Genomic DNA, 22,308 nt, shown 5'->3' with positions numbered 1-22,308 from the left:
GACAGGAATGGCCCTCAAGGGCATGAGCCGGGTCAGGGACTGCGGTGACCTGCGGATCGCCCGGCCTTCTGGTCAGCCGAAGAGGGCGTCGTACAGGCTGGTGAGTCCGGCCACCCAGATCGCCAGGAACGCGACGACCGCGACCAGGCATCCGGCCCCTGCCAGGAAGCCGGTGAAGGTGTTCCGTCCGCTGTCCTCCTCCGCCTCGGCCGGGACCGAGTCCCAGTCGACGGGGCGCCCCAGGGCGTCGGAGCAGGCCGTGCGCACGGCCGCGAGTTGCTCTCCGGCGAAGGCCGTTGCCGCGAGCGACTCGGGGCCGTGCCAGGCGAGGGCGCGCATGCGCTGCGGAGCTGTGGGGTACCGCGTCTCGAAGGCGGTGGTCTCCGCCGGGTCCCGGTCCGCTTCGAGGTACATCCAGCGACCGGCCTCCGCGGGCTCACCGTAGAGGCGGTAGATCTCGGCCAGGCGGCGGCGCAGGGTCAGGTCGTCCGGAAAGGACGACACCAGGCCGCGCAGGCGCTGGCGGGCGACGGGTATCCGGCCTGCGGCCAGGTCCGCGTCGACTCGGTCAAGGGTGTCTCTCAGCGCCATGAACGCATGATCGGGTACGGATGTCGCCCTCGTCGGCCCGTTTTGCCCGCTCGTTCCTGGTTTCCCCGTTTTCCCCCTCCCGTTGTTGTTCTATTGCAACGCGAACAGTCGGTCTAGGGGGGTTCGGATGAGCCGCCTGCGCAGAGGCGTCCTGACGGCCGGGCCGACGGCTTCATGGGCCGTCGCGCTCGGGTATCCGCTGGCCGCCACCGTCGTCGTCAACTCGGATGTCCTGGACCCGGTGCCACCGGCGCTCTGGTCCGGTGGCTGATCGGCTCCGGGCCGCGCCCGGCCCCCGCCTAACCGGCTCCCCCGCTGCCGTCGGCCGCCAGTGTCCGGGTCACCGTCGACCGGCGCGGGCTCACCGTCGCCTCGGACACGACGATGAGCAGGAGCATCGTCCCGCGTGCCAGGTCGGGGGCGGTGGTGTCGGTCGTCGTCACACAGCCAAGTCAGGAAGGCCACCGGTGCCGGGAAATCCGTCTTCGGTCTCGCCGCGGCCGGCCAAGGTGTGCGCCTGTGACACCAGGTGTGACATGACGGTCGGCGGGAGGGACGGGTTGGTGGCGGCGGCTTCCGCCACGTGGTCTTCGGCGTCGGCGAGGAGTTCGACGATGGTGGGCGGTGGCAGTGCCGGATGGGCGGCGGCCAAGGGGCGGGCCCGTGGGTCCGCCAGGCACGGGAGCAGCGCGGAGGCCGTCGCGTTGCGGTGGCGGGCGATCTCGCGCAGCGCCTTGCGGACCGGCGGCTGATGCCGGGTCAGGTCGTGCAGCAGCGCCGGTGACGCGTCAGGGTTGGCCGCCGCCTTCGCGGCGACCCGGGCTCCGTGCCGGTCGGTCATGGCGCGCAGCCGGGCGTCGCAGAGGCCGGGGTGCGGTGCGATGGAGGCGAGTACCTTCGCGTCGGGGTCCGTGGCGAGCGTGTCCCGGATCTCGGGCGGCAGATCGCGGCGGGCGGCCACGAGCATCCGTAGCGTCGGATTCGGTGAGGTGGCCAGCTCCCTGATCTCGGAGAGCGTGGCGGCGGCGATCCGCGGCAGCAGGGTCGGGCCGATTCTGGTGGCGCCGGTCAGGTCCGCGAGCACGTCGAGCGGCACGTGCGGATGGTGCGCGAGCCCGCGCTGCACGTCGTCGCTCCGGTCGGTGGCCAGGGCGCGGATCAGGGGCTCGTCGAGCCCGGCGTTCTCCGCGAGTTCGGCGCGGACGCCGGGGGCGGGATCGCGGGCGAGTCGCTCGTACACCGCCGGTGGCAGGCCGGGGCGGGCGGCCAGCAGGCGGCGCAGCAGCGTCGACGGGTGGTCGGCGAAGGCGATGGCGGCTGCGGCGGGGGTGGCCGGGTTTTGCAATGCCCTGGCGTACATGTTGTGCAGGGTCGACTCGTGGGAGCCGTCGCACGACGCGTTCGGCGGCAGATCGCAGTCGGTCCGCGGGCAGTTCGGGTCGTGCCTGAAGGGAATCCGCTCACGGTCGCAGACCAGGCATCCGCGTGCCGGGGGCAAGTCCGCCCCCGTGATCAGCGCCGCCAGTACGGCCGGTGGCGTGCGTTCGTTGGCGGCCACCGCGCTACGGACCTCCGCGTGCGGGTGCGCCGCGAGCCGGGCGGCTGTCTCCGGCGGCGCCCACAGGGCGAGTTCCGTGACGACCCGTACGTCGGCGTCGGAGGCGAGGGTCTCCACCACATCGGGCGGAAGGTCAGGACATGCGGCCAGCTTCTCCCGGTGCTCGACGACCGGGTCCGTCGCGAAGCGGCGTGCCCACTCGGGGGTGCCGGCGCCCTCGTCGAGGAGGGCGAGCGCGGCATCCGGTCGGGTCTCGGGATCGACGTCGGCGCAGGTCAGCCTGGTCTTGTGGGCCAGCTGGACCGCGGTGTCCGGGACGCGCAGAGCCAGAGCGACGGCCTGTGCCCGGCTGAGATCTGCGCGATCGGCCAGGACTTCGGCGACTTCGACGCCGGCGAGGCCGATCAGCTGGTCGACCAGTTCCCCCGGCAGGGCCGGGTTGGCGGCGAGACCGCACAGCACAGGATGCAGGTTCACAGGAGCATCCTGCCTGGGCGGCTCCCCTACGACACCTCGTTTTCGAACGGCCTCACCGCGCTCATGCCCCGCCCAGTCCGCGACGAGCCGGATCGTGCGGTCGATGTGCTCCTCGTGCAGGTAGTGGCCGGAGTCCGGCCAGTGTTCGACGCGGGAGCCGGTCGCAGGGAGGGTGCCGCGTGCCCAGTGCGCCACTTCCCCGGACGTCCAACGGTGATCCTCGTTGGTGTACATGCCGGTAGGACTGGGCGATGACGCGGTCGGGGGTGCCCGGCAGAGCTCGTGGTCCGGAAGTCTTGTGCGCTCGGTGGGTGGGGGACGGAGCGGCTTGTGCACGGGTGGTCACTGACCTCGTTCACAGGCTCCGGTGGCGCAGGCGGTGAGCCACTGGTCGAAGTCGGTGTCGTAGCGGGTGCCGATGTCGGTGGTGTAGACGGCGTGTCCGCCCGCGTAGTCCCCGGCGCGGAAGTGGTCGAGGATGCGCTGGATGTCCTCCGGGTGCCGCTCGGCCATGTAGCGCACCGCGAGGTAGCCCCAGGGGTAGGTGCGGATCACGTCGCTGTTGGCGTAGGTGTTCTGGAACAGGGTGCTCAGCCGGTACGTGTGCTTGCCGGCCTCCGTGATGGCCTGCTCGTCGGGCAGGCCGCGGTAGCCGTAGGAGACGTACTCGGCGACGCCCTCGATCCACCAGACGTCCGGGACGGAGGTCTGCTGGGTGAAGTCGCCCTTCAAGTTGTAGCGGGCGTCGAGGTAGTGCGTGTACTCGTGGTTGAGGTTCCAGATCCCGGCCGTGTGGCTGTCGTCGTGCTTCTTCTGGTACATGAGGGCGAGGGGCTGGTTGGCGGGGTCGGACGGGTTCCCGATCAGGGTGATGCCGCCGTTGTCGGTGCTGACGCCGAACATCGCTCCGGCGTAGGTGCGGTAGTCGGCGCGGCTGGCGAAGACGACGAGGTGGACGGTCGACAGGTACTGGTCGGGTATGGGGCCGTCGTCCCTCACGAGGTCGTGGAAGTAGGCGTCCTGGCCGAGGATGTTCGCGCATACGGCGGCCAGTTCGGCCGCGGTGAGGGCCTGGGCCCGGATGGTGCGGGACGCGTCGCAGGGGTGGGTGATCGGCAGGACCGCTCTGGACAGGCGGCCGGGCAGGTCGCAGATGTCGTAGTAGGAGCAGTGGGGGCGGTCGTAGTGGTCGGTCTGGGTGGCGACCGCGACCCACAGTGCGGCGGTGGGACCGGTGATCCGTGAGGCGTCCAGGAGGTTCTTGGCCAGCGGGCGGACGGTGTCGCGCAGCGCCGGGTGTTCGACGTAGCGGGCGAGGTTCGTCCCGGCGTTGGAGTTGAGGTGGGCGCGGTCGGTCCCGAGCAGGTCCAGGTGTTCGAGCGCGAAGGCGTGCAGGGTGCGGGCGATGCCCGGGTCGGCGGTGACCGCGGCCACGTAGCGCGGGTTCCAGTTGCCGCGCCAGAGCGGGGTGTGGACGCTGTTGACGGCCGCGATCATGCCGGCGATGCCGTCGTAGGAGCTGTCGTAGCTTTCGAGGAGTCGCTGGTAGACCTTGAGGTAGCGGGCCTGCTGGTCGGCGCTGTCGGTGAGGACGACGGCCTCGCTCAGGATGTCGCCGTTGGCCGGGGTGACGTCCTGGGAGCGGCGGTTGGCGAAGAAGGCGTCGAGGGCGCCGGTGGTGGCCCGGGTCAGGCGGGTGCCGTAGGGACCGACGTCGGCGGGGTGGTTGAACTGCACGTAGTAGCCGGCGCGCAGAAAGAGTACGAGCTGCTGGATCCGTGAGGTGTTGTCACCGCGGTAGCGGCGCGCCTCCTGCTGGAAGGCGCGGGCGACGGTGACCATCTGGGGCTGCCGGAAGACGCGGTGCGCGTCGGTGCCGGTGACCGCGAAGAGGGTGTTGACGCAGTCGGTGGTCGCGGCCTTGACGAAGGCGACGAGGGCGGTCCCCGTCCGGCTGCCGAAGGCGGCGGGATCGCAGGAGGCGGCCGTCCTGGGCTCGGTGTGCGGGCGGAGGGGCGTGGACGTCGGTCTCTGGGGCCGCAGTCGGTCCGCGGTGAGGGGGCGGTCCTGTACGGCGGGACGGTCGGTGGTGGCGTTCGTGTTCGGGCCGGACGGCGGCGGGGTCGAGGTCACCGTCCGGGTCACGGTCACCCGGCCGGCGCCGTCCTGGGCCGGGGGTGCCGCCGTCGCCGGTGCCGACAGCAGGCCGACGGCCGTGACGCAGACGGCGAAGGCGCCGGCCGTGCGTCGGGGCAGCGCCAAGCGGTTGCGCATCGGGTCTCCTCCACGGGTGGCTGCGCCTCGAAGGGGTGGTGAGGCGTGTGCGGCACCGTCTCAACGGGGGCCCGCCGGCACAATGCCGTGTGACATAGCACATGGCGTCGACCAGCCATAACAGCCGGGCGCCGAACAGCCATAAGACCCGTGGTGGCGGCCGGACTACACGCCGCTCGCGCTGCGGGTGCGGTCCGCCCAGAGCCGCAGGTGCGGGGAGATGTCCGCGAGTTCGCGGTACGCGGCCGTCGCCGACCGGAACAGCGCGTCCGCCACGTCCTCGGCGACGGCGTCGCGCCGCCACGTCAGTACGTAGCGACACCACAGGGGCGTTCCGGCGAGCGGTCTGATCACCACGTCCGGGATCGGGCGCAGTGTGGCCTGGACGAGGGACACACCGAGGCCGTCGGCGATCATGCGCTGCAACTGCGTCTGGTCGCCGAGGAACTCGTGCACCGCCACCGGGGCGAAGCCGGCCGCCTCGCACGCCGTGTAGAAGACGCCGGGCCAGCCCGCCCCGTCGTCCGGCGTCACGAACCAGGCGTCGTCGGCCAGCTCGGCGAGCGGCACCTGGGCGCGCCGTGCCAGCCGGTGCCGGGAAGGCAGCGCCACGAAGGTGGGCTCGGTGGCGATCCCGCGATGGGTGACCGCGTCCGAGTGCCGCAGCTCCATTCCCGGGTAGTCCGCGGCGACGGCCGCGTCCACCGTGCCCTCCTCCAGCAGTTCGACGATCCGTGAGGAGGCGTACACGCTGCTCACCGCGACCGGCAGGTCCGGCAGCCGGGCCCGGAGCCGTGACACCATGCCGGACAGCACCGGGGAGTTGGTGGCCGCGACCCGCAGCGGGCGCCGCGCCCGCGCCGCGTCGGCCGGACGGCGGCCGATCGCGGCGGCGCGGGCCAGGACGTCGCGCGCCTGCGCGACGACCTCCCTGCCGTACGGGGTCGGCCGTACGCCGGTCGCGCCGCGCACGAAGAGGGGCTCGCCGAAGTGGCGTTCGATGCGCCGGAGTTGGGTGCTGACGGCCGGCTGGGTGTAGCCCAGGTCGGCCGCGGCCCGGCCCACGCTGCCGGCGTCGGCCACCGCGCACACCACCCGCAGATGCCGCAGCTCCAGCTCCATCCGCCCGCTCCCCCGTCCGTTCCCTCGTGTCCCGTGTCCAGCGGTCAGGAAGGGTTCCATCACGCCGTCGTCCGCACAAGGCGGGGCTGCGCCACGTTCTCGGCAAGCCCTCGATATCGAGCATGCGTGCGACACGCGTAGGCGTCATCAGATGTGCGCGAACCGTCATGGGCAACGACCGGGTGGACTGCGGCGGCGGCTCCGCGGACAGCGTCTGGGCAACCGAGGCACGTTCCAGACCGGGGCGCGTTCGACGGGGAGGGCTCCGACCACTTCTCGTGGTCCCTGATCGCGCGGTGCGCAGCCATCCCCTGCTTCTCCGCGCCCTGTGGGCCCTCCCCGTCGCGTTCAGCTCATCACGGCGCCCGCCACGCCCGCCAGGGCCGTACGGCCCTGGCGGGCTCCCTCATGTCTCCTTGAAGAACCTGACGCTTTCGGAAGGCGCCCGCGGACCCGGCCGACCGGGGAACATTTCCGTGCCGGTCAGCGCTGCTCCTGATACCCGCGAGGGTATGTGAACCGGAGGAGTGTGGAGAGCGATGGCGACGACAGGACATGACCGGCCCCCGGCCGCGGAGGGCACCTCTCTCGTGACCGCCTGCGGGCGCAGGATCGCCGTGCGGTGCCTGCGGCTCGCGCCCGCGGACCGGCCCATCAGCCGGGTCGCCCTGGACGTGGGCCGGGACCAGGGCGATGAGCCCGGGGTGTGGGCGGCGCTCACCGCGGACGAAGCGCGCGACCTGGCCCGGCTGCTCCTCCGGCACGCCCGTGTCGCCGAGCACGTCGGGCGGTCGTAGTACGGGCTCCGGAGCGGCGGGCTCAGCGGCCGCGCAGGGTCGCGAGCGCGGCGTCCAGGTCGGCCGCGCGCGGGCGGTTGTGGGGCAGCTTGCCCAGCACGACGGCCATGCCGCAGGTGTTCGTGAGCGCGGAGAAGACGAGACCGCCCGCGATGCCCGCCGACAGCAGCTGGAAGGCCGGGTGCACCAGGAGACCGAGGACGAGGCCGAGCAGGACCAGCGCGCCGGCGGTGAAGCGCACCTGGCGTTCCATGCTCCAGCCGGACCGGGTGTCGCAGGCGGCGGGCTGGTCCAGGTCGTGTCCCCCGGCGGCCCAGGCTCCGGTGCCGCCGGCGAGCGTGGCGGTGGGGATGCCCTGTTCGGCCAGCATCCTGCAGGCGTTCTCGGAGCGGGCCCCGGAGGCGCAGACGACGAGGACGTCACCGCGCTCGGCGGCGTGCCGGATCTCCGGCAGGGCGCGGCGGACCTGGTCCAGGGGGATGTTCAGCGCGCCGGGGAGGTGACCGGAGGCGTACTCGGCGGGTGTGCGGACGTCGATGACGGTGAGTTCGTGCAGCCGGGTGCGGGCCTGGTCGGCACCGAGGGTGGCGGGGGTGGGGGAATTGACCATGGCAGGTGTGATCCTTTGTTCGTCGACGTGTCCCGAACCGGGACGTACATTACCCCTAGGGGTATTTCTTCGCGAGGAGTGATCGTGGAACTGGAGCTCGAGGGTGCGGACCTGAAGGCCGTGCTGAACCGGCTTCGCCGGGCGCAGGGCCAGATCTCCGGTGTGATCCGGATGATCGAGGAGGGCCGTGACTGCGAGGACGTGGTCACGCAGCTCGCCGCGGCCTCGCGCGCGCTCGACCGGGCCGGGTTCGCGATCATCGCCACCGGTCTGCAGCAGTGCGTGGCGGACATGGAGTCCGGCCGCAAGAACGGTGAGGACACGGCGGAGATGCGCGCCCGGCTGGAGAAGCTGTTCCTGTCGCTGGCGTGAGCGGGCGGCGTGGCACACCTCACACCGCCGCGTCGACCAGCATGAGCGCGTCCACTGCCAGCAGGGCCAGGGCGAAGACGCGCTGGAGCGTGGGCCCGGAGACCTTGGCCGCCGGCCGTTTCCCGTCCCACGCGCCGAGGATCGCGGCGCCGACGAACCGCGCGACGACCGCCCGGTCCAGTCGGTCGACCGTGCCGACGCGCGCGGCCGGCGCGGCCAGCGCGTTGACGGTGATGGCCAGCAGGCTGGTGCCCACCGCCTGACGCATGCGCAGGCCGAGCACGCCCACCAGCGCCGCTACGGCGAGAAGGCCGCCGCCGACCCCCGAGGACGCCGGTGACGTCGCCGAGCCCGGCCCCCGCGGCCGCCGCCCGGCCCGGCCGCACCGGCGCGACGGTGTCCGGGGCCCGGCCGATCCGCACGGAGCGCGGCGAACGCCGCCGTCAGCGCGGCCTCCGGGAGGCGCCCGGCGAGCGCGCCGCCCAGGATCGCCGGGCCGATGCCCCCGACCGCGAACAGCAGCCCCGTACGCCATCGGACGTGTCCGTCGCGGGCGTGCGCGAACAGGGCGGTGGCCGAGGTGACCGTGACGACGGCGGACACGGTGACGGGCGTGACCGGCGCGAGGCGATCGCGCCGGCGCCCACCGGTGCTTTCGGGGGCTACCCCGGCCCACCCCTCCGGGTCACCCCCGACACCACGCACCCCGGCTCCGGGGGCGGCGTGGCCGTCGGTGGAAGGGCCCGGTGGTCCCTCGATCCGGGTCTGGAGGACCCCGGCAGGCGTGATCGCTGAAGTTAGGCTTCCCTTACTGGCGTTGAGGGAGGCGCGGATGCGTGGTGGCGTGGAGGCCCGGACGGCGGCCGTGGCGCGGGAGGGCGCCGGGTGTGCCCTGGACGAGTTGGCGCCCGGGGACCGGGCCACGGTCGTCGCGGTCGTCGCGGACGGGGCACCGGAGCTGGCTCGTCGGCTCGGGGACCTCGGGTTCACGCCCGGGACGGTGGTGGAGGTGGTGCGCCGGGCACCGCTGCGCGACCCGGTCGTCTACCGGGTCAAGGACTACGAGGTCTGCCTGCGCCGGGCGCAGGCCGCCCGGGTGCGCATGAGCGGGCCGCATCGGTGACCGCGGACTGCCACGGCGCCGGCGGTGAGCGCACGACCACGGCCGGCGCGCCGCGCATCGCCCTGGTCGGCAGCCCCAACTCGGGCAAGAGCAGCGTCTTCAACGGTCTCACCGGCCTCAACGCCAAGACCGGCAACTACCCCGGCGTGACCGTCTCCCGGTCGGTCGGCACCTGCCGGGCCGGCGGGCGCACGTGTGTGGTCGAGGATCTGCCCGGCACCTACAGCCTGGACCCGATCAGCCCGGACGAGCGGATCCTCGTCGACGCCCTCGACGGCCGGCTGGCGGGCACGGCTCCGCCGGACGCGCTGCTGGTCGTGGTGGACGCCACCACCCTGCGCCGCTCGCTGGGGCTCGTGGCGCAGGTCCTCGCCCGTGGCCTGCCCACCTGTGTGGTGGTCACGTTCACCGATGAACTCGCCCGCCGCCAAGGTCGTCTCGACGTCGACGCGCTCGCCGAGGCGCTGGGTGTGCCGGTGGAAGCGGTGGTCGCCCACCGCGGCCATGGCATCGTAGGACTGCGTGAACGGCTGGCCGGGTGGCGGGACTGGCCGGTTCCGGTGCTGGCGCCGCCCGCGGATCCGGCCGAGCGGGACGCCTGGGCGGAGTCGGTGCTCGCCTTCGCCGACTACCGGGCCCCGGAGCGCCATCGTGTGACCCGGCGTGTCGACGCCGTGCTGCTGCACCCCTGGTGGGGCACGCTCGTGTTCTTCGCGGTGATGATGCTGTTCTTCCAGACCGTCTTCACGCTGGCCGCCCCGCTGCAGGACGGCGTGGAGTCGCTGTTCGGACGGCTGGCGGGTCTGGTCGCCGACCGTGTCGGCAGTCCGTGGCTCGCCAGTCTGCTCGGTGACGCCCTCATCGGCGGTGTCGGCGGAGTGCTGGTGTTCGTGCCGCAGATCCTGTTGCTGTTCCTGCTGCTCGCGCTGCTCGAAGGCGTCGGTTACATGGCGCGGGCCGCGTTCCTGATGGACCGGGTGATGGCCCGGGCCGGGCTGGAGGGGCGCGCGTTCGTGGCGCTGCTGTCGTCGTTCGCCTGCGCGATCCCCGGCGTCATGGCGACCCGTACGCTGCCGTCGGCCAGGGACCGGATCGCGACGATGATGGCGGCGCCGCTGATGACCTGTTCGGCCCGGCTGCCGGTCTACGTCCTGCTCATCGGGCTGCTCGTCGACCCGTCCGACCGGATCGGGCCGTTCGGCGCGCAGGGCGTGGTCATGTTCGGCCTGTACCTGCTCGGTGCCGTCTCGGCCATGGTGGCGGCCTGGGTGTTCAAGAAGCTCGGCGACCGGCGGGGTGCGCCGGTGCCGTTCCACATGGAGATGCCGCCGTACCGGCTGCCCGCGCCGCGTGCGGTGCTGATGGCGATGTGGTCGGCCGCGCGGGCCTTCCTGCGCAAGTGCACCACGGTCATCGTGGCCACCACCCTCGGGCTGTGGCTGCTGCTGAACCTGCCGCTGCACTCGGCCGCGCAGATGCGGGCGGCCGGCGTCGACACGACCGACTCGGCGGCCGTGTCCGCCTACACCGTGGACCACAGCTACGCCGCCGGTCTGGGGCGGCTGGTCGGTCCCGTCTTCGACCCGCTGGGCTTCGACTGGCGCGTCAACGTCGGTGTGCTGTCGGCCCAGTCGGCACGGGAGACGTTCGTCGCCACCCTCGGACAGGTCACCGCCGCCGAGAACCCCGAGGACCCGGCGCGGGCGCTGCGCGACATGACGTACCCCGACGGTCCGCGGGCCGGGCAACGGGTCTTCACACCGCCGGTGATCGCCGCTCTCCTCGTCTACTTCGCGTACGCGTTGCAGTGCATGGCCACGGTGGCGGTGATCCGCCGGGAGACCGGCACCTGGCGGTGGCCCGCGATCGCGTTCGGCTATCTGACCGGCCTGGCCTGGCTGTTGGCGTACGCGGCGAAGTCGGTCACCGCGGCGCTGGGCGGGTGAGGCGGCCGGTGGTTCCCCTGCATCCCCAGCGCGTTCCCGGCCGGCCCGACCGGCTGCGCTGGATCGTCCCCGCCGGTCTTCTCACCCGTACCGGCCGGATCACCGCGGCCCCCGCGCCGCTGGCCGCTCTGCTGGTCGACGGGACGCTGGCGGAGGTGACGGTGGAGCCGGCTGCCGTCGTCACCCGGCTCGGCGCGGGCCGCGGCTGGTCCGGCGAGGGCGCCCGGGTGCGCACCGCCCTGCACGCGGCGCTCGCCGACCCCGCCGGCTGGGTACCGGCCGACGAGGCCGGCCGCCCCGGTGAGGACGCGGCGCTGGAGGCCGCGGCACGGGAGCTGATCGCCGGTGCGGCCGGGCAGTTCGCCCGCTCCCACGGCGGCGCCATCGAACTGGTCGGCGTACGCAACGGTGTGGTCACCGTGCGGCTGGGAGGCGCCTGCCGGGCCTGTCCCGCCGCCTGGGGCACCCTGCACCAGCGTCTGGAGCGCCAGCTGCGCCGCCGGCACCCCGGACCGGTCGAGGTACGGGACATCGGACCGGCGAAGTGCCGTGATCCGTACGGCCAAGCGATGTGATCACTCGATCGTGAGTTCCGCCTCTTTCCCGCCCGGTGCGAGGCGACCCTGAGGACGTCGGTAGGTGACCGGTGGGTGGGGAGACGGCATGACAGGGGAAACGGGACGACCGTCGGGCCTGGACGGGCGGGCGGTGCTGCTGGTGGCCGGTCTGGCCGATCTGGCGGTGGGCACGCTGGGTTCGGCGCTGGGGACGGTGCGCGGGCTGCTGCGCCGTTCGGACACGGCGGAACTGGTCGCGGAGGCGGAGCAGGAGCTGACGGCGCGCGGTCGTCTGGTGCTGGACCGGTGCGCCACCGCGCCACCGGCCCATCTGGAGGTCCTCGCCCGGCACGTTCTGGCCCGGCGGGCCGCTGACGATGTCTGAGCGGTGGGATCCGGCCGCGTTCAAGAGCCGCGTCGACGCTGTGCTGCGCGGCTTCGTCGCCCGGGAGGCCGACCGGTTCGCCGAGGTCGACCCGGCTCTGGGGCCGGTGGCCGAGCAGGTCGAGGCGGCGGTCGCGGACGGCAAGCGGCTGCGGGCCGCGTTCTGCTACTGGGGCTGGCGTGCGGCCGGCCAGCCCGACAGTGACGCGCTGGTGCGGGCGGCGGCCGCCATGGAGTTGGTGCACGCCGCCGCCGTCGTGCACGACGACCTGATCGACGACAGCCCGCTGCGGCATGGCCGGCCCACCGCGCACGTCGCGCTGCGCGCAGTGTTACGCGGTCGGCCGCGGGCCGTCACCGCCGCGAGGTCGCTGGCCATGCTGGTCGGGGATCTGCTGATGTCGCTGGCCGGGCAGCTGTTCGCCGGATGTGGGCTGCCCGCCGTGTATCTGGCTCGGGCCCGCCCGTTGTGGTCGGTGCTGGCCCGGGAGCTGATCGCGGGTGAGTGCCTGGAGATCCTGCGGACCGGCGCGGCACCCGACACGGCGGCCTCGCTGAAGGTGGTCCGGTACAAGACGGCCAAGTACACCGTCGAGCATCCCCTGCTCATCGGCGGCGCCCTGGCCGGGGCCGGCGAGCGGCTGCGTGAGGGCTATTCGGCGTACGGTCTGCCGCTGGGCGAGGCGTTCCAGCTGCGGGACGACCTGCTCGGCCTGTTCGGTGACGCGGCGGACACCGGCAAGGCCAACGCCGACGATCTGCGCGGGCACCGGCCCACCGCCCTGCTGGCCGAGACCTGGCGGACCGCCGGTCCGGACGAGCGGCAGCAGTTGCGTGCCCTGCTGGGCCGGCGCGACCTGGACGGGGAGGCGCTGGGCGCGGTTCGTGAGCTGATGCGCGCGCTGAAGGCTCCCGACCGGGTAGAGGCCATGATCGCGGCGCGGGTCGAGGAGGCCCTGGGAGTGCTCGGCGGGCTGGGCGTACCCGCGCACGCCGCCACGGTCCTGACCGCGTTGGCGCACTCGGCGACCGTCCGCCTGTCCTGACCCTCCTGACCCTCCTGACCCAGGCAGTCCGCCTGTCCTGCCCCCCGGAAAGACGAGGACCTCTGCCATGCCCTACACCGAGGCATCCATGAACACCCTGCGGCAGTCCGGTGACGACCTCGCCGACGCCACCGTCGCCGCGCTCTTCGAACGCGGGGAGGTGGGCAGGTTCAACACCCTGATGCGGTACGTCTCCACGGCAGGCGCACCCCTGCCGGAGGGGCTGCCCGATGTCGCCCGGGAGTACCTGCGGGCCACGAGCGCGCCGCCGGACTGGGTGGACTGGGCGGAGATGGAGAAGGCCCGGCTGTTCTTCATCGACAACAGCGTGCACATCTCCACCGCGCTGTCTTTTGCCTCCATGCCCGCCTGCTATGTCGTGCCGCACGTGGCGAAGCTGCTGTCGACGACCCACGGGCTGAAGTACCCCTCCAAACGGATGGCGGAGACCGGCCAGTTCACCGTGTACCTGATGCAGCCCGGCGCGTTCGAGGCGGGCAGCCGCTTCGTCCCCGCCGCGCAGAAGGTCCGGTTGCTGCACGCCTCCATCCGCCACCATCTCCGGCGGGAGAACCGCTGGGACGCCGGTGCGCTCGGGGTGCCGATCTGTCAGGAGGACATGATCGGCGGGCAGATGCTCTTCTCGCTGCTCGTGCTCGACTCCCTGCACCGCCTCGGGATCCATCTGTCCACCGAGGGAGCGGAGGCGTACTACTACGCGTGGCGGGTGGTCGGTGCCATGCTCGGCGTCGACCAGGACGCCGTCCCCAAGTCCCTGGAGGAGGCACGGGAGTTCCTCGACCTGTACATGGTGCGCCACATGGGGCCGTCCGTGGAGGGCGCGCACCTCACGCGGCAGCTCATCGACCTCTACGAGGAGGTCGTGCCCGGCACCCTCTTCGACCCGGTCGTGTCCGCGCTGATCCGTCACCTCGTCGGTGACACCTGCGCCGACTGGCTGGAGGTTCCCCGCACGCCCTGGGACACGGTGGTCAGGGCCGTGCCGCACCTGCTCGGCGTGCTGGAGACCATCGAGGACCGGTCCCCGCTCGGCGCCTGGGCCCTGGACCGTCTCGGCCACCTCACGACGGTCCTCGAACTGTCCTCCCTCACCCGGGGACGCGTCATGCACTACGCCATCCCGGAACAGCTCAAGAAGGACTACGGCGTGTCCGGCGCGGTGCCTCGTCACCGTCGTTGGACGCCTCCCGCCGCCACGGTCCCGGGCGGCGGGCCGGCGGCGTGATGCCCCGTACGGGGCATCAGGGGTGTCCGGCGGCCGGGTCCCTCACAGGGGTGACAGCCCGTCGCCTCCCGGCCTGGGGCCGCGAGGGGGCAGCCCCGTGAGGGGCGGGGCCTGCATGACGCGTGCGAGGTCCCGCTGTATGCGCTCCGCCTCCGCGCGGGCCTGCATGGGGATGTCGCCGCGTTCGGAGACGAGCCGGTCGTAGATCGGGGTGAGGCTGTACACGGGTGGGTCTGCTTTCGTGGATGATCGGCCCGGCGTTCGCCACTGAGCCGACAGGGTGGGTCACAGCGCTTCGCTGCAGGTCGGGTGATGAGGCGAAGTCGAAGGTGGTGCCTGCCGCCGAGAGGCCGGTCTCGCGGTTCCCGGCACGGACCTGGTGGCGTACTCACCGAACTCGGTCGTGCGTTCCGGCACGGAATTCTCCCTCCTCCGACGAGGCAATCTATCGCGTCCGCCGGCGGCGCTCCCGGTCCGTCCACGCACACGGCCGCCCGACGGGCTCGGGGCGCCCGCGGTCAGGCGGGCGCACTGGGCGCCACCGGTGGGGTGGGCGGGCCGGGGCGCGCCGCGCGGGGTGCGGAGGTGGTCGCCCGCTTGGCCGGGCTCGGCTGCGCTCCGGGCCCGTCCGGTGCATGCTGAGGGCATGAATGGGCTGCCTCCCGTGGTCGTGCTTCCGCCGTCGCAGGACGGCGGACGGCAGGTGACGGTCAACGGTGAGCCCGTCGGCACCGCGTACAGCCTCTTCGAGGTGCTGGATCTGCTGCACTCCGTCGGACTGCCCGCCACCGACACGGCGATCGACGACCCCGAGCTGATCGAGTGGCGCGGCGGAGGGCCGTACGACTGGAACGGCACCACGTGACGGGACCGCGGCGGTGGCTGGGCCTCGGGCTGCTCGCCGCGGCCATGGTGACCGCCTGCTTCCTGCTGCCGCTCGACGGATTCGGTCCGCACCGTCCCGCCCTGAGCTGGACCGTCCTCGGCTGTGTGCTGGGGGCGATCGCCGTGTTGCTGCTGCGCCAGATCCGGGACGTCCTGCTCGACAGGCCCGGTATCCGCCCCGGCATCGTCATTGCGCTGCTGATGTGCCTGTCGGTGCTGGTCTTCTCGGCGGGGTACTTCGTCCTGGCCGGGCGGCCGGGCGAGTTCGCCGGGTTGCGCACCCGCCTGGACGCCCTGTACTTCACCATGGTCACTCTGGCGACCGTCGGCTTCGGCGACATCACCCCCACCGGTCAGGCGGCGCGGGTCGTGACCGTCGTACAGATCCTGTACTCCTTCGTGTTCCTCACGGCCGCGGCGACCGCGCTGAGCCGGCGGGTGCGCAGCCGGTTGGGCGGGCGTCTGCGACGCGACGCCCGGTGAACGGTCCGCGCACGCTCCACACCGGTCCTCCTCACAGGTCCAGGGCGCGGTGCAGGCCCGGGCGGTCGGTGCCCACTTTGGTGAAGACGGCGCAGAGCAGTTCGCAGACCTGCTGCTCGTCGATCCTCATCTCGGCGGCGATCGCCGCGTTGTCCAAGCCTCGTACCGCGTGCCGTGCGGCGTCGAACTCCCGCTCCGTCAGAGTGTCCTGCCCCTTGGCCTGGGGACGCCGCGGTCGCAGGCCGACGGAGGTGAGCTGCTCACGGGCGCGACGGACCAGAGGGGCGGCGTCGCAGGTCACGGCGGTCTCCAGACCCCGGTAGAGCTGGAGCGCGGCCCGCTCCACGCGGCCGAGGGCGCGCAGCGTGGTCCCGTGATCGATGAGCGCGTGGGCGAGTTCGTACGCGGCGGGCGACTGTTCCAGGTGGCCGACGGCCTGCTCCAGGAGGTCGGCCACCTGAATCGGGTCGGCGGCGGCCGCGGCGGAGACGCGCAGGGCGGTTCCGATGGCGCTGGCCGTCCCGAAGGTACGGGCGCGGGCCAGGGCCTCGTCCGCGGTGGCCCGAGCCGCGTCACCCCGCCCTGCGGCGGCCTGCGCCAGGGCCAGATCGAGCTGCCACGGGCTCCATGCGGGGTTCCGTGAGGCTCGGCGGTCGAGCCGGGCACCGGCCGCGGTGAGCTGACGCTCCGCCTCGTCGATGCGGCCCTGGGCCAGCAGCAGTTTGCCGTGGACGGCCTGGGGGTCGGGGTAGACCACGACTTCGGGACGGAGTGCGGCGAGATCGTACATGTCCGCGATGTCCTGGGCCCCCGCAATGTCGCCGCGGGCGATGAGGGTTTCGACAAGGGTGCCGATGGCGTACGACTGGGCGGGGACTCCGTGGCCGACGCGGTCGGCGATCTGGAGGCCGTTGCGTACGAAGTCCTCCGCCTCGGTGAGGATTCCGCGACGGTAGCTGACATAGCCGAAGAGCGTGTAGGCGAACGACAGGTGGGAGCCGCGCCAGCCCTTCTTCTCGAACTCCGCGATCCCCGCGTTGAACAGCTCCTCGGCGCGGCCCGGCTGGTCGCAGTACATCAGCACCAGCGCGACACCGGCCGGCACTTCGAAACCCAGGTCCTGATCGACCCAGGTCATTCCGCAGCGCAGGGCCTCTTCGGCGTAGCGCAGGGCGTCGGCTGCGGACTCGCCGCGCAGGACGGCGTCCCAGGCTCGTATGCCGAGGATGTGCCGTTCGGCCAGGCCACGTCCGCTGATGTGCTCGGCGTACCGGGCGAGGGCGCGGGAGCGGGCGGGTGCGTCGTCGTCGACACGGACCGAGTTCCATTTGAAGAGTTCGGCCTTCATGCGCTGCCGGGTGTGGGAACTGGTGGCCTGCTGGGCCGCGTCCTCAAGGAGTTCGATGGCGCGCTGCATCTGCCCCGAGTGCACCAGGGCCTGTGCGAGACGGTAGGTGATGGCCTCCCGCAGGCCGGGTTCCACCTTGGGTTCCTCCAGCGCCGCCTGCAGCTGGTTGACGGCGGCGGCGGGATCGTTGGGCACATTGGCGGATCCGAGCTCGAAGAGGACCTCGGCGCGCTCCTCCATGTCCGGGGGTTCACGCAGGGCACGGGCGAGACAGCGGCGTGCGGGCTCGGGTGCGCCGGCCGAGAAGCTGTCCCGGGCGGCCCGGCGCAGGTGGCGTACGACCCAGGGGTCTCCCTCGGGGTGTGTCTCCAGCAGGTGCCGTGCCACTTCGGTGGGTTCGGCGCCGGCCTCGACGAGGGCGTGCGCGGCCATTCCGTGCATGCTGACACGCGTGCTCGGGGAGATCGCCCCGTACACCGCGTTGGCGATCAGCGGGTGGTTGAACTCGACGACCTGCTCCCGCTTGGTGTTGGTCACGACCGTCAGGAAGCGGGCGTCCTGGAGCTGTTCGACGGCCTTCCTCGCGGCGAGTTCACCGAAAGGGGAGACGGTTTCGAGGAGCTTCATCGGGATGCCGCTGGTGCCGAGGACCGCGGCCATGCCTGCCACCTGGATCGTCGCGGCACCCAGTTGCATGAGCCGGTCGACGATGCCGCTGCTTTTCACGGCGGAGGCCAGGTCGCGCAGCTGGGGGATGCTGCCCTCATGTGCCTTGAGGCCGCGTTCCTTGCTCTTCTGGAGCAGTTCGACCACTTCGTAGGGGCTGCCCGCGGTGATGGCCCACAGCTCCCGGCAGAAGATCTCATCCGCGTCCCCGTCGAGGATCCTGTGGACGACGCTCGCCACCGCGCCCGAGGTGAGCGGGGCGAGTTCGTGGGGACGGGCGCCGTGGCGGCCTGTCAGCTCCTCCAGTGCCGGGCCGGCGGAAGTGATCTCGTCGGGGCGGCAGGCCACGACGATGAGCACGGCCAGCTCCTCCGCCCGGGTGGCGAAGGCGGACAGCCAGGCCAGGGACTCGAGGTCGGCCCAGTGCGCGTCGTCCAGCACGAGCACGAGCGGGCTGCCGTGGCGCACCGAAAGCCGGGTGACGACCCAGTCGAGTCCGTCACGGACGCCCTGGGGGTCGGGGTGGGTGTCTCCGGTGGGTGCGTCCAGCCCGATGGCGGGTGCCACGATGGGGTACCAGTTCCCCAGCAGGACGCGGTACTCGCCCTCGTCCATGGGGGCGAACAGCGGCCGGATGAGCTGGCGCATGACCCGGAAGGGCACCTGGGACTCCTGTTCGCCGCCGCGGGCGAACAGGACGGTGCAGCCGAACTCCGCGGCCTGGTGGCGGAGTTCGTTGAGCACGGTCGTCTTGCCGACCCCGGCGGGACCCTCGAAGGCGAGCACTCCGCCGCGCCGTGCGGTCCGTTCGCCTCCCGCCGTTCCGCACAGCGTCTCCAGGGCGCGCTGGATCGCAAGCAGTTCGGATTCCCGTTCGAGGAGGGGGTGTTCCCCTCCTCCCCGGGCTGCCACGGACTCTGTCATCGTTGCCCCCTCCGGCAGGTGCGGCCGAGTGTAGGGGCAGGGGGGCGGCCCAGGACGGTTCAAGGCCCTTCTTTCGCGAAGTTCGCCACCCGCACGAGGGTAATCGGGCATTATGCGCTGACACCTGCCTGCCGCCATCCGGCACTCGATCATTTCGGTCGTGGAGGGGCCGGATGGGCGGCAGGACGTCTCACTGTCGCGCCAGCGGAATCATGGGCAGCACATCGGGCGTCGGGATTCCGGCGGGGCGTTCCCGTACGGCGACGCCGCGCGGGTGCACCAGCCGCCAGCGGGAGACCACGCTCGCCACCACGACCAGCATTTCCGCCATCGCGAAGGAATCGCCGATGCACTTGTGCTGGCCCGCTCCGAACGGGAGGAAGCCGCTGAGACGCGGGAGCCGTGTCGCGTCCGGACGGGACCACCGGTCCGGATCGAAGGCAGTGGGGTCGGGGAAGTACGTGGGATCCCGGTGCAGGGCGTAGGGGCTGTAGGCGAGTTCCGCGCCGGCGGGGATCGGCACTCCGCCGAGGGTGAGCGGGGTGAGCGCCTTCCTGGTGAACACCAGGGCCGAGTGCAGCCGCAGTGTCTCGTGAAGGACGCCGGCGGTGTAGGTGAGCCGGGGCAGGTCGTCGGCGCGGACGCGCCGCCCGCCGGTCACCGTGTCGACCTCCGCCTGCACCCGCTTCTCCACCTCCGGGTGGCGGGCGAGTTCGTGGAAGACCCAGGCCATGGTCGTGGCCGCGGTCTCGGTGCCCCCGAAGAGGATGGTGATCAGCTCGTCCCGGAGCTGCGCGGTGCTCATCGTCTCGCCGGTCTCCGGGTCGGTGCTGGCGAGGAGCAGGGAGAGCAGGTCGTGCCGGACGGGCTGTGCGGGGTCCTGCGGTTCGGCGCCGTACTCCTCGACGACCTCGTCGATGATGGCGCGCAGTCGGGCGGACGCCGCGTCGAAGCGCCTGTTCAGCGGGATGGGCAGCCGGTCCGTGGCCTTCGGCATGAGGGTGCGGACGAGCATGTCCTCGAGAATGATCGGGAAGGACCGGTGCACCTCCTCGACGGCGCGCTGCCCCACATCGCCGGAGAAGATCATGTCGGCGATCGAGGACAGGGCGAAGCGCCGCAGCTCCAGATCGACGGCGATCTGCCGCCCGGGGGTCCAGGAGGCTGCCAGTTCGTCCGCCTGCCGGCACATCCGCTCGGCGTGGTCCGTGATGTGGGAGCGGTGGAAGGCGGGCTGCATCATGCGGCGCTGCCGGCGGTGGAAGGCACCGTCGACGGTGGCGAGACCGTTGCCGAACAGCGGACGCATCCTCTCGAAGATCCTGCCGCGGCCGATGTGCTGTGCCTCGTCCACCAGCACGGTGTGGACGAGTTCGGCGTGGGTGAGGAAGTGGAGCGGCCAGGTGCCGACATCGACGCGTACGACGTCGCCGACTGCTCGCAGGGACTGCAGAAAGGCGATGGGGCGCCGCCACAGCTGCAGGGAATGGCCCAGGACGGGCAGGCGGCCCGGTGCCACCGGGGCTGTGGCACCGGCTGCACGCCGGGCGGGGCGGTGGGTGCGGTGCACGGGTACGTCTGCCTCCCTCAGGCCGCCGGAACGAGATCGGGTCGGGTGTAGGCGGCCTCCAGGCCGGCGGCGAAGCGTTCGTCGCGGTAGCGGGTGCAGTCGTGGCGTTGCCAGAGGTCGGAGCCGATCATCCAGTCCTCGTAGGAGCGGACGCGCAGTTCGGCGGCGGCGCGCTGTGCCGGGTCGGTCACGCCCAGGGCGTCGAGGACGGCGGGCAGTTCGCGGGCCGTGGCGAGGAAGTCCTCGACGCGGTACCTGATGCGGTCCTCGACGGCTCGTACGGCCTCGTGGAGCGACCAGTCCTGCCAGGAGGCGAGCAGGGCGACGAGGTTGTTGGTGTCCCCGCAGGAGTACTCCTTGGGGAGGGAGAAGACATCGTTGCCCCAGGAGATGACGTCGATCGCGCTCCAGGCGAGTTCCTGGACGGCGGGGCTGTCGTGCACCTTCGGTGGTATGTCGATGCCGAGGGCGGCCTCCACCATGTCCATCATCGGCAGCAGCTGGGAGCTGTGGCGGCGGGTCAGGACGTAGCCGGCGACGGGCGGGCGGTAGCCCGGGCGGCGGTTGCGGGCCTCCTGGTCCAGGGAGCGCAGCATGAGGGGAACATGGGTCCGGTAGCGGGCACGGGCGTTCGGGGGCATGCCGGCGAGGATGCGGTCGCACAGCTCGACGAAGGTGTCGACCAGGGGGCTGCGGGCCGACCTGGGCAGGAGGTCGGTGCGGCCGTGGGTCAGGTAGCCGGTGATGGCGTCGGAGACGGGCCGCCAGGTGTCGACGCGGCCCGACCTGATGAGCAGGTCGTGCTGGTCGTCGAGGACGAAGGACCAGGCCATCCACTGGGAGAGCAGGACGATGTCCTCGTAGGAGGCGCCCACGGCGACGCGGGCGGACAGGTGACCGAATCCGATGCCCGCGAACTGTTCGGTGGCCTCCTCCACCAGGCCCCGGTCCACCGCCCAAGAGGTCGCTTCGTCGTTGGCCCGGTCCGCGCGCGGATCCTTCGCTTTCTCAAAGGGAAGATAAAATTCCGGAATGGTGAAAGAGTCGAGATGGGGCATTGATCTCCCTCCAGAGGAAATCCTGGTCCGCCATTCCCCGCTCACACGCCTCGTGGCTTACGGTCGGTTCACCCTCGGCGCCCCGCGTTGCCGCACAGAACGCCGATGCGCAATTTGAAGCCATTCGCAACCATTAACCCGTAGGACGAACCAGCCTGTCAATATAATGCGAAGCGACTATGGATCACGAAATCCGGCATTTGCCGGACGGATTTCATAGGGGCATATGCACGGAGGTCGTCCGGGGACGGGATCGCCCGCCGTTCCAGTGGTCGCCCCGGTCGCTGAGCCGCCGCCGCTCGGCGGTGAGCCACAGCAGGCGTGCGCGGCGGGCTGACGGCAGATCAGGTCGCGCCGCCGCAGGGCCTCCGGGACGGCGTGGCGAGGCCGCGACGCGCCGACCGCTCCCCCCGCGGGCATGTCTCCATAGCCGGGAAATAGGAGAGGAACCGTTACTGCGTCGGCGGAATCCGGTAGACGGAGACATGGGAACGCGACTCGGCGGTGAATTCGGTGCCGGACCAGTCCGCGTGCCTGCTCTCGAGTTCGAACCCGGCCAGTTGGGCCATGAGGTCGAGCTCGGCCGGCCAGACATAGCGGTGGGGGGTGCGGTGCAGCCGGGCCTCGCCCGTCTCGTCGTACCGGAAGTGGTGGGAGACCACCTGCTGGTTCAGGACGTCGTAGGTGTCCAGGCCGATGTAGCCGGGCTCGGTGCTCCAGACGGTGGCTGTCCGACCCGGTGGGAGACTGCGCAGCTCGGGCACCCAGAGCTCGATGAGGAACCGGCCTCCGGGGCCGAGGTGGCGGGCGGCGTTGCGGAAGCACTCGACCTGCTCGGCCTGGGTGAGCAGGTTGGAGATGGTGTTGTAGACGAGGTAGACGAGGGTGTACGCGCCGGGGGCGACCGTGGTCGCCATGTCGCCCATGAGCACGGGGAGCGTGGCCTCGTCGGCCTTGGTCCGCAGCCGCTCCACCATCGGCGCCGACAGCTCGATGCCGGTGACGGGGACCCCCCGCTGGGCGAGCGGGACGGCCACCCGGCCGGTGCCCACGGCGAACTCCAGCGCGGCTCCCTCGCCCGCGAGCTCGGCGAGGCGTTCCACGGTCGGGCCCAGCACGTCGGGCGCGAACATGCCGGTGCCCGGTGTGTCGTAGTCCCGGGCGGTGGCGGCGTCCCAGATGTCCTCCTGTCGCATTCCGTCAACACTGGTCAAGGACGGACGGGTTGTCCAACGCTTTTCACTCCCCGGGAGCGCCGCCGCCCGTGGCGG

Annotated in this window: 22 protein-coding genes and 1 pseudogene; 11 read left to right on the top strand and 12 right to left on the bottom strand. The window is 72.1% G+C overall.

Annotated features, from left to right (window positions below; all coding sequences use genetic code 11):
• Nucleotides 1–72: 72 nt before the first annotated feature.
• Nucleotides 73–591: a DUF6584 family protein gene (locus ACH5AC_RS17210; protein ID WP_398862651.1), complete on the bottom strand. Its 519-nt coding sequence runs from the start codon at nucleotides 589–591 to the stop codon at nucleotides 73–75.
• A 127-nt stretch (nucleotides 592–718) separates the two neighbouring features.
• Between ACH5AC_RS17210 and ACH5AC_RS17205 the strand changes: the two genes are divergently transcribed.
• On the top strand, nucleotides 719–862 hold the full coding sequence (locus ACH5AC_RS17205) for a hypothetical protein (RefSeq protein WP_398862650.1): 144 nt from the start codon (nucleotides 719–721) through the stop codon (nucleotides 860–862).
• A gap of 28 nt (nucleotides 863–890) precedes the next feature.
• Here ACH5AC_RS17205 and ACH5AC_RS17200 read toward each other — a convergent pair whose 3' ends face one another.
• The 4 genes from ACH5AC_RS17200 to ACH5AC_RS17185 all read right to left on the bottom strand — a co-directional run bounded on the left by ACH5AC_RS17200 (nucleotide 891) and on the right by ACH5AC_RS17185 (nucleotide 6,022).
• Nucleotides 891–1,034, bottom strand: coding sequence for a hypothetical protein (locus tag ACH5AC_RS17200; protein WP_398862649.1), 144 nt, complete (start codon nucleotides 1,032–1,034; stop codon nucleotides 891–893).
• A complete protein-coding gene (locus ACH5AC_RS17195) occupies nucleotides 1,031–2,620 on the bottom strand; it encodes a hypothetical protein (RefSeq protein ID WP_398862704.1) in 1,590 nt (529 codons plus the stop codon). The genes ACH5AC_RS17200 and ACH5AC_RS17195 overlap by 4 nt, the downstream gene beginning before the upstream one ends.
• Nucleotides 2,621–2,968: 348 nt before the next feature.
• Complete coding sequence (locus ACH5AC_RS17190) at nucleotides 2,969–4,900, bottom strand: collagenase (RefSeq protein WP_398862648.1); 1,932 nt, start codon at nucleotides 4,898–4,900, stop codon at nucleotides 2,969–2,971.
• A gap of 165 nt (nucleotides 4,901–5,065) precedes the next feature.
• The gene (locus ACH5AC_RS17185; protein WP_398862647.1) at nucleotides 5,066–6,022 is read right to left on the bottom strand and encodes a LysR family transcriptional regulator; all 957 of its coding nucleotides are present in this window, start codon (nucleotides 6,020–6,022) and stop codon (nucleotides 5,066–5,068) included.
• Between the two features lie 539 nt (nucleotides 6,023–6,561).
• On the opposite strand from ACH5AC_RS17185, the gene ACH5AC_RS17180 reads away from it, so the two are divergent.
• Nucleotides 6,562–6,819 carry a hypothetical protein gene (locus tag ACH5AC_RS17180; RefSeq protein ID WP_398862646.1) on the top strand — a complete coding sequence of 86 codons (258 nt, stop codon included), beginning with the start codon at nucleotides 6,562–6,564 and terminating at the stop codon, nucleotides 6,817–6,819.
• 22 nt (nucleotides 6,820–6,841) lie between these two features.
• Here the strand turns inward: ACH5AC_RS17180 and ACH5AC_RS17175 are convergent, their stop codons facing one another.
• Nucleotides 6,842–7,429 carry a rhodanese-like domain-containing protein gene (locus ACH5AC_RS17175; RefSeq protein WP_398862645.1) on the bottom strand — a complete coding sequence of 196 codons (588 nt, stop codon included), beginning with the start codon at nucleotides 7,427–7,429 and terminating at the stop codon, nucleotides 6,842–6,844.
• Between the two features lie 84 nt (nucleotides 7,430–7,513).
• Here ACH5AC_RS17175 and ACH5AC_RS17170 point away from each other — a divergent pair, with 84 nt between their 5' ends.
• Nucleotides 7,514–7,801 carry a metal-sensitive transcriptional regulator gene (locus ACH5AC_RS17170; RefSeq protein ID WP_398862644.1) on the top strand — a complete coding sequence of 96 codons (288 nt, stop codon included), beginning with the start codon at nucleotides 7,514–7,516 and terminating at the stop codon, nucleotides 7,799–7,801.
• A 19-nt stretch (nucleotides 7,802–7,820) separates the two neighbouring features.
• Here the strand turns inward: ACH5AC_RS17170 and ACH5AC_RS17165 are convergent.
• Nucleotides 7,821–8,422: pseudogene (locus ACH5AC_RS17165) on the bottom strand (TSUP family transporter); the annotation flags it as partial.
• Nucleotides 8,423–8,633: 211 nt separating this feature from the next.
• On the opposite strand from ACH5AC_RS17165, the gene ACH5AC_RS17160 reads away from it, so the two are divergent.
• From ACH5AC_RS17160 to ACH5AC_RS17135, 6 genes are all read left to right on the top strand, one after another.
• Nucleotides 8,634–8,924 (top strand): ferrous iron transport protein A, encoded by a 291-nt coding sequence (locus ACH5AC_RS17160; protein ID WP_398862642.1) that lies wholly within the window; start codon nucleotides 8,634–8,636, stop codon nucleotides 8,922–8,924.
• Nucleotides 8,921–10,870, top strand: a complete 1,950-nt coding sequence (locus ACH5AC_RS17155; protein ID WP_398862641.1) for a ferrous iron transporter B — start codon at nucleotides 8,921–8,923, stop codon at nucleotides 10,868–10,870. The genes ACH5AC_RS17160 and ACH5AC_RS17155 overlap by 4 nt, the downstream gene beginning before the upstream one ends.
• Nucleotides 10,871–10,878: 8 nt before the next feature.
• Complete coding sequence (locus tag ACH5AC_RS17150; RefSeq protein WP_398862640.1) at nucleotides 10,879–11,445, top strand: NifU family protein; 567 nt, start codon at nucleotides 10,879–10,881, stop codon at nucleotides 11,443–11,445.
• Nucleotides 11,446–11,533: 88 nt separating this feature from the next.
• Nucleotides 11,534–11,812, top strand: a complete 279-nt coding sequence (locus ACH5AC_RS17145) for a polyprenyl synthetase (RefSeq protein WP_398862639.1) — start codon at nucleotides 11,534–11,536, stop codon at nucleotides 11,810–11,812.
• Entirely contained in the window at nucleotides 11,805–12,857 is a 1,053-nt protein-coding gene (locus tag ACH5AC_RS17140; protein WP_398862638.1) for a polyprenyl synthetase family protein, read from the top strand. The genes ACH5AC_RS17145 and ACH5AC_RS17140 overlap by 8 nt, the downstream gene beginning before the upstream one ends.
• 67 nt (nucleotides 12,858–12,924) lie before the next feature.
• Nucleotides 12,925–14,103: an oxygenase MpaB family protein gene (locus ACH5AC_RS17135; RefSeq protein ID WP_398862637.1), complete on the top strand. Its 1,179-nt coding sequence runs from the start codon at nucleotides 12,925–12,927 to the stop codon at nucleotides 14,101–14,103.
• A 42-nt stretch (nucleotides 14,104–14,145) separates the two neighbouring features.
• On the opposite strand, the gene ACH5AC_RS17130 is transcribed toward ACH5AC_RS17135, so the two are convergent.
• Nucleotides 14,146–14,328 (bottom strand): hypothetical protein, encoded by a 183-nt coding sequence (locus tag ACH5AC_RS17130; RefSeq protein ID WP_398862636.1) that lies wholly within the window; start codon nucleotides 14,326–14,328, stop codon nucleotides 14,146–14,148.
• Between the two features lie 421 nt (nucleotides 14,329–14,749).
• Here ACH5AC_RS17130 and ACH5AC_RS17125 point away from each other — a divergent pair, with 421 nt between their 5' ends.
• Together ACH5AC_RS17125 and ACH5AC_RS17120 are read left to right on the top strand one after the other, a co-directional pair.
• Complete coding sequence (locus tag ACH5AC_RS17125; RefSeq protein WP_398862635.1) at nucleotides 14,750–14,968, top strand: hypothetical protein; 219 nt, start codon at nucleotides 14,750–14,752, stop codon at nucleotides 14,966–14,968.
• Between the two features lie 44 nt (nucleotides 14,969–15,012).
• Complete coding sequence (locus ACH5AC_RS17120) at nucleotides 15,013–15,471, top strand: potassium channel family protein (RefSeq protein WP_398862703.1); 459 nt, start codon at nucleotides 15,013–15,015, stop codon at nucleotides 15,469–15,471.
• 31 nt (nucleotides 15,472–15,502) lie between these two features.
• Here ACH5AC_RS17120 and ACH5AC_RS17115 read toward each other — a convergent pair whose 3' ends face one another.
• From ACH5AC_RS17115 to ACH5AC_RS17100, 4 genes are all read right to left on the bottom strand, one after another.
• A complete protein-coding gene (locus tag ACH5AC_RS17115) occupies nucleotides 15,503–18,409 on the bottom strand; it encodes an ATP-binding protein (protein ID WP_398862634.1) in 2,907 nt (968 codons plus the stop codon).
• A gap of 190 nt (nucleotides 18,410–18,599) precedes the next feature.
• Nucleotides 18,600–19,979, bottom strand: a complete 1,380-nt coding sequence (locus ACH5AC_RS17110) for a cytochrome P450 (RefSeq protein WP_398862633.1) — start codon at nucleotides 19,977–19,979, stop codon at nucleotides 18,600–18,602.
• A 17-nt stretch (nucleotides 19,980–19,996) separates the two neighbouring features.
• Nucleotides 19,997–20,932 (bottom strand): terpene synthase family protein, encoded by a 936-nt coding sequence (locus tag ACH5AC_RS17105; RefSeq protein WP_398862632.1) that lies wholly within the window; start codon nucleotides 20,930–20,932, stop codon nucleotides 19,997–19,999.
• A 557-nt stretch (nucleotides 20,933–21,489) separates the two neighbouring features.
• Nucleotides 21,490–22,233 carry a class I SAM-dependent DNA methyltransferase gene (locus ACH5AC_RS17100; RefSeq protein ID WP_398862631.1) on the bottom strand — a complete coding sequence of 248 codons (744 nt, stop codon included), beginning with the start codon at nucleotides 22,231–22,233 and terminating at the stop codon, nucleotides 21,490–21,492.
• Nucleotides 22,234–22,308: the final 75 nt, after the last annotated feature.

The organism is Streptomyces sp. NPDC018693 (assembly GCF_044391385.1).
In the GTDB taxonomy this organism is placed as follows: Bacteria; Actinomycetota; Actinomycetes; order Streptomycetales; family Streptomycetaceae; genus Streptomyces.
The sequence above is the reverse complement of the archived record's forward strand: the minus strand, read 5'-3'. Positions and strand labels throughout refer to the sequence as shown.

Excerpts from the sequence above, each read along its gene's own strand:
- ACH5AC_RS17120 (WP_398862703.1), top strand. The coding sequence starts at position 15,013 with ATGGTGACCGCCTGCTTCCTGCTGCCGCTCGACGGATTCGGTCCGCAC.
- ACH5AC_RS17210 (WP_398862651.1), bottom strand. The coding sequence starts at position 591 with ATGGCGCTGAGAGACACCCTTGACCGAGTCGACGCGGACCTGGCCGCA.
- ACH5AC_RS17135 (WP_398862637.1), top strand. The coding sequence starts at position 12,925 with ATGCCCTACACCGAGGCATCCATGAACACCCTGCGGCAGTCCGGTGAC.
- ACH5AC_RS17145 (WP_398862639.1), top strand. The coding sequence starts at position 11,534 with ATGACAGGGGAAACGGGACGACCGTCGGGCCTGGACGGGCGGGCGGTG.
- ACH5AC_RS17190 (WP_398862648.1), bottom strand. The coding sequence starts at position 4,900 with ATGCGCAACCGCTTGGCGCTGCCCCGACGCACGGCCGGCGCCTTCGCC.
- ACH5AC_RS17115 (WP_398862634.1), bottom strand. The coding sequence starts at position 18,409 with ATGACAGAGTCCGTGGCAGCCCGGGGAGGAGGGGAACACCCCCTCCTC.
- ACH5AC_RS17205 (WP_398862650.1), top strand. The coding sequence starts at position 719 with ATGAGCCGCCTGCGCAGAGGCGTCCTGACGGCCGGGCCGACGGCTTCA.
- ACH5AC_RS17140 (WP_398862638.1), top strand. The coding sequence starts at position 11,805 with ATGTCTGAGCGGTGGGATCCGGCCGCGTTCAAGAGCCGCGTCGACGCT.
- ACH5AC_RS17125 (WP_398862635.1), top strand. The coding sequence starts at position 14,750 with ATGAATGGGCTGCCTCCCGTGGTCGTGCTTCCGCCGTCGCAGGACGGC.
- ACH5AC_RS17100 (WP_398862631.1), bottom strand. The coding sequence starts at position 22,233 with ATGCGACAGGAGGACATCTGGGACGCCGCCACCGCCCGGGACTACGAC.
- ACH5AC_RS17175 (WP_398862645.1), bottom strand. The coding sequence starts at position 7,429 with ATGGTCAATTCCCCCACCCCCGCCACCCTCGGTGCCGACCAGGCCCGC.
- ACH5AC_RS17180 (WP_398862646.1), top strand. The coding sequence starts at position 6,562 with ATGGCGACGACAGGACATGACCGGCCCCCGGCCGCGGAGGGCACCTCT.
- ACH5AC_RS17185 (WP_398862647.1), bottom strand. The coding sequence starts at position 6,022 with ATGGAGCTGGAGCTGCGGCATCTGCGGGTGGTGTGCGCGGTGGCCGAC.
- ACH5AC_RS17160 (WP_398862642.1), top strand. The coding sequence starts at position 8,634 with ATGCGTGGTGGCGTGGAGGCCCGGACGGCGGCCGTGGCGCGGGAGGGC.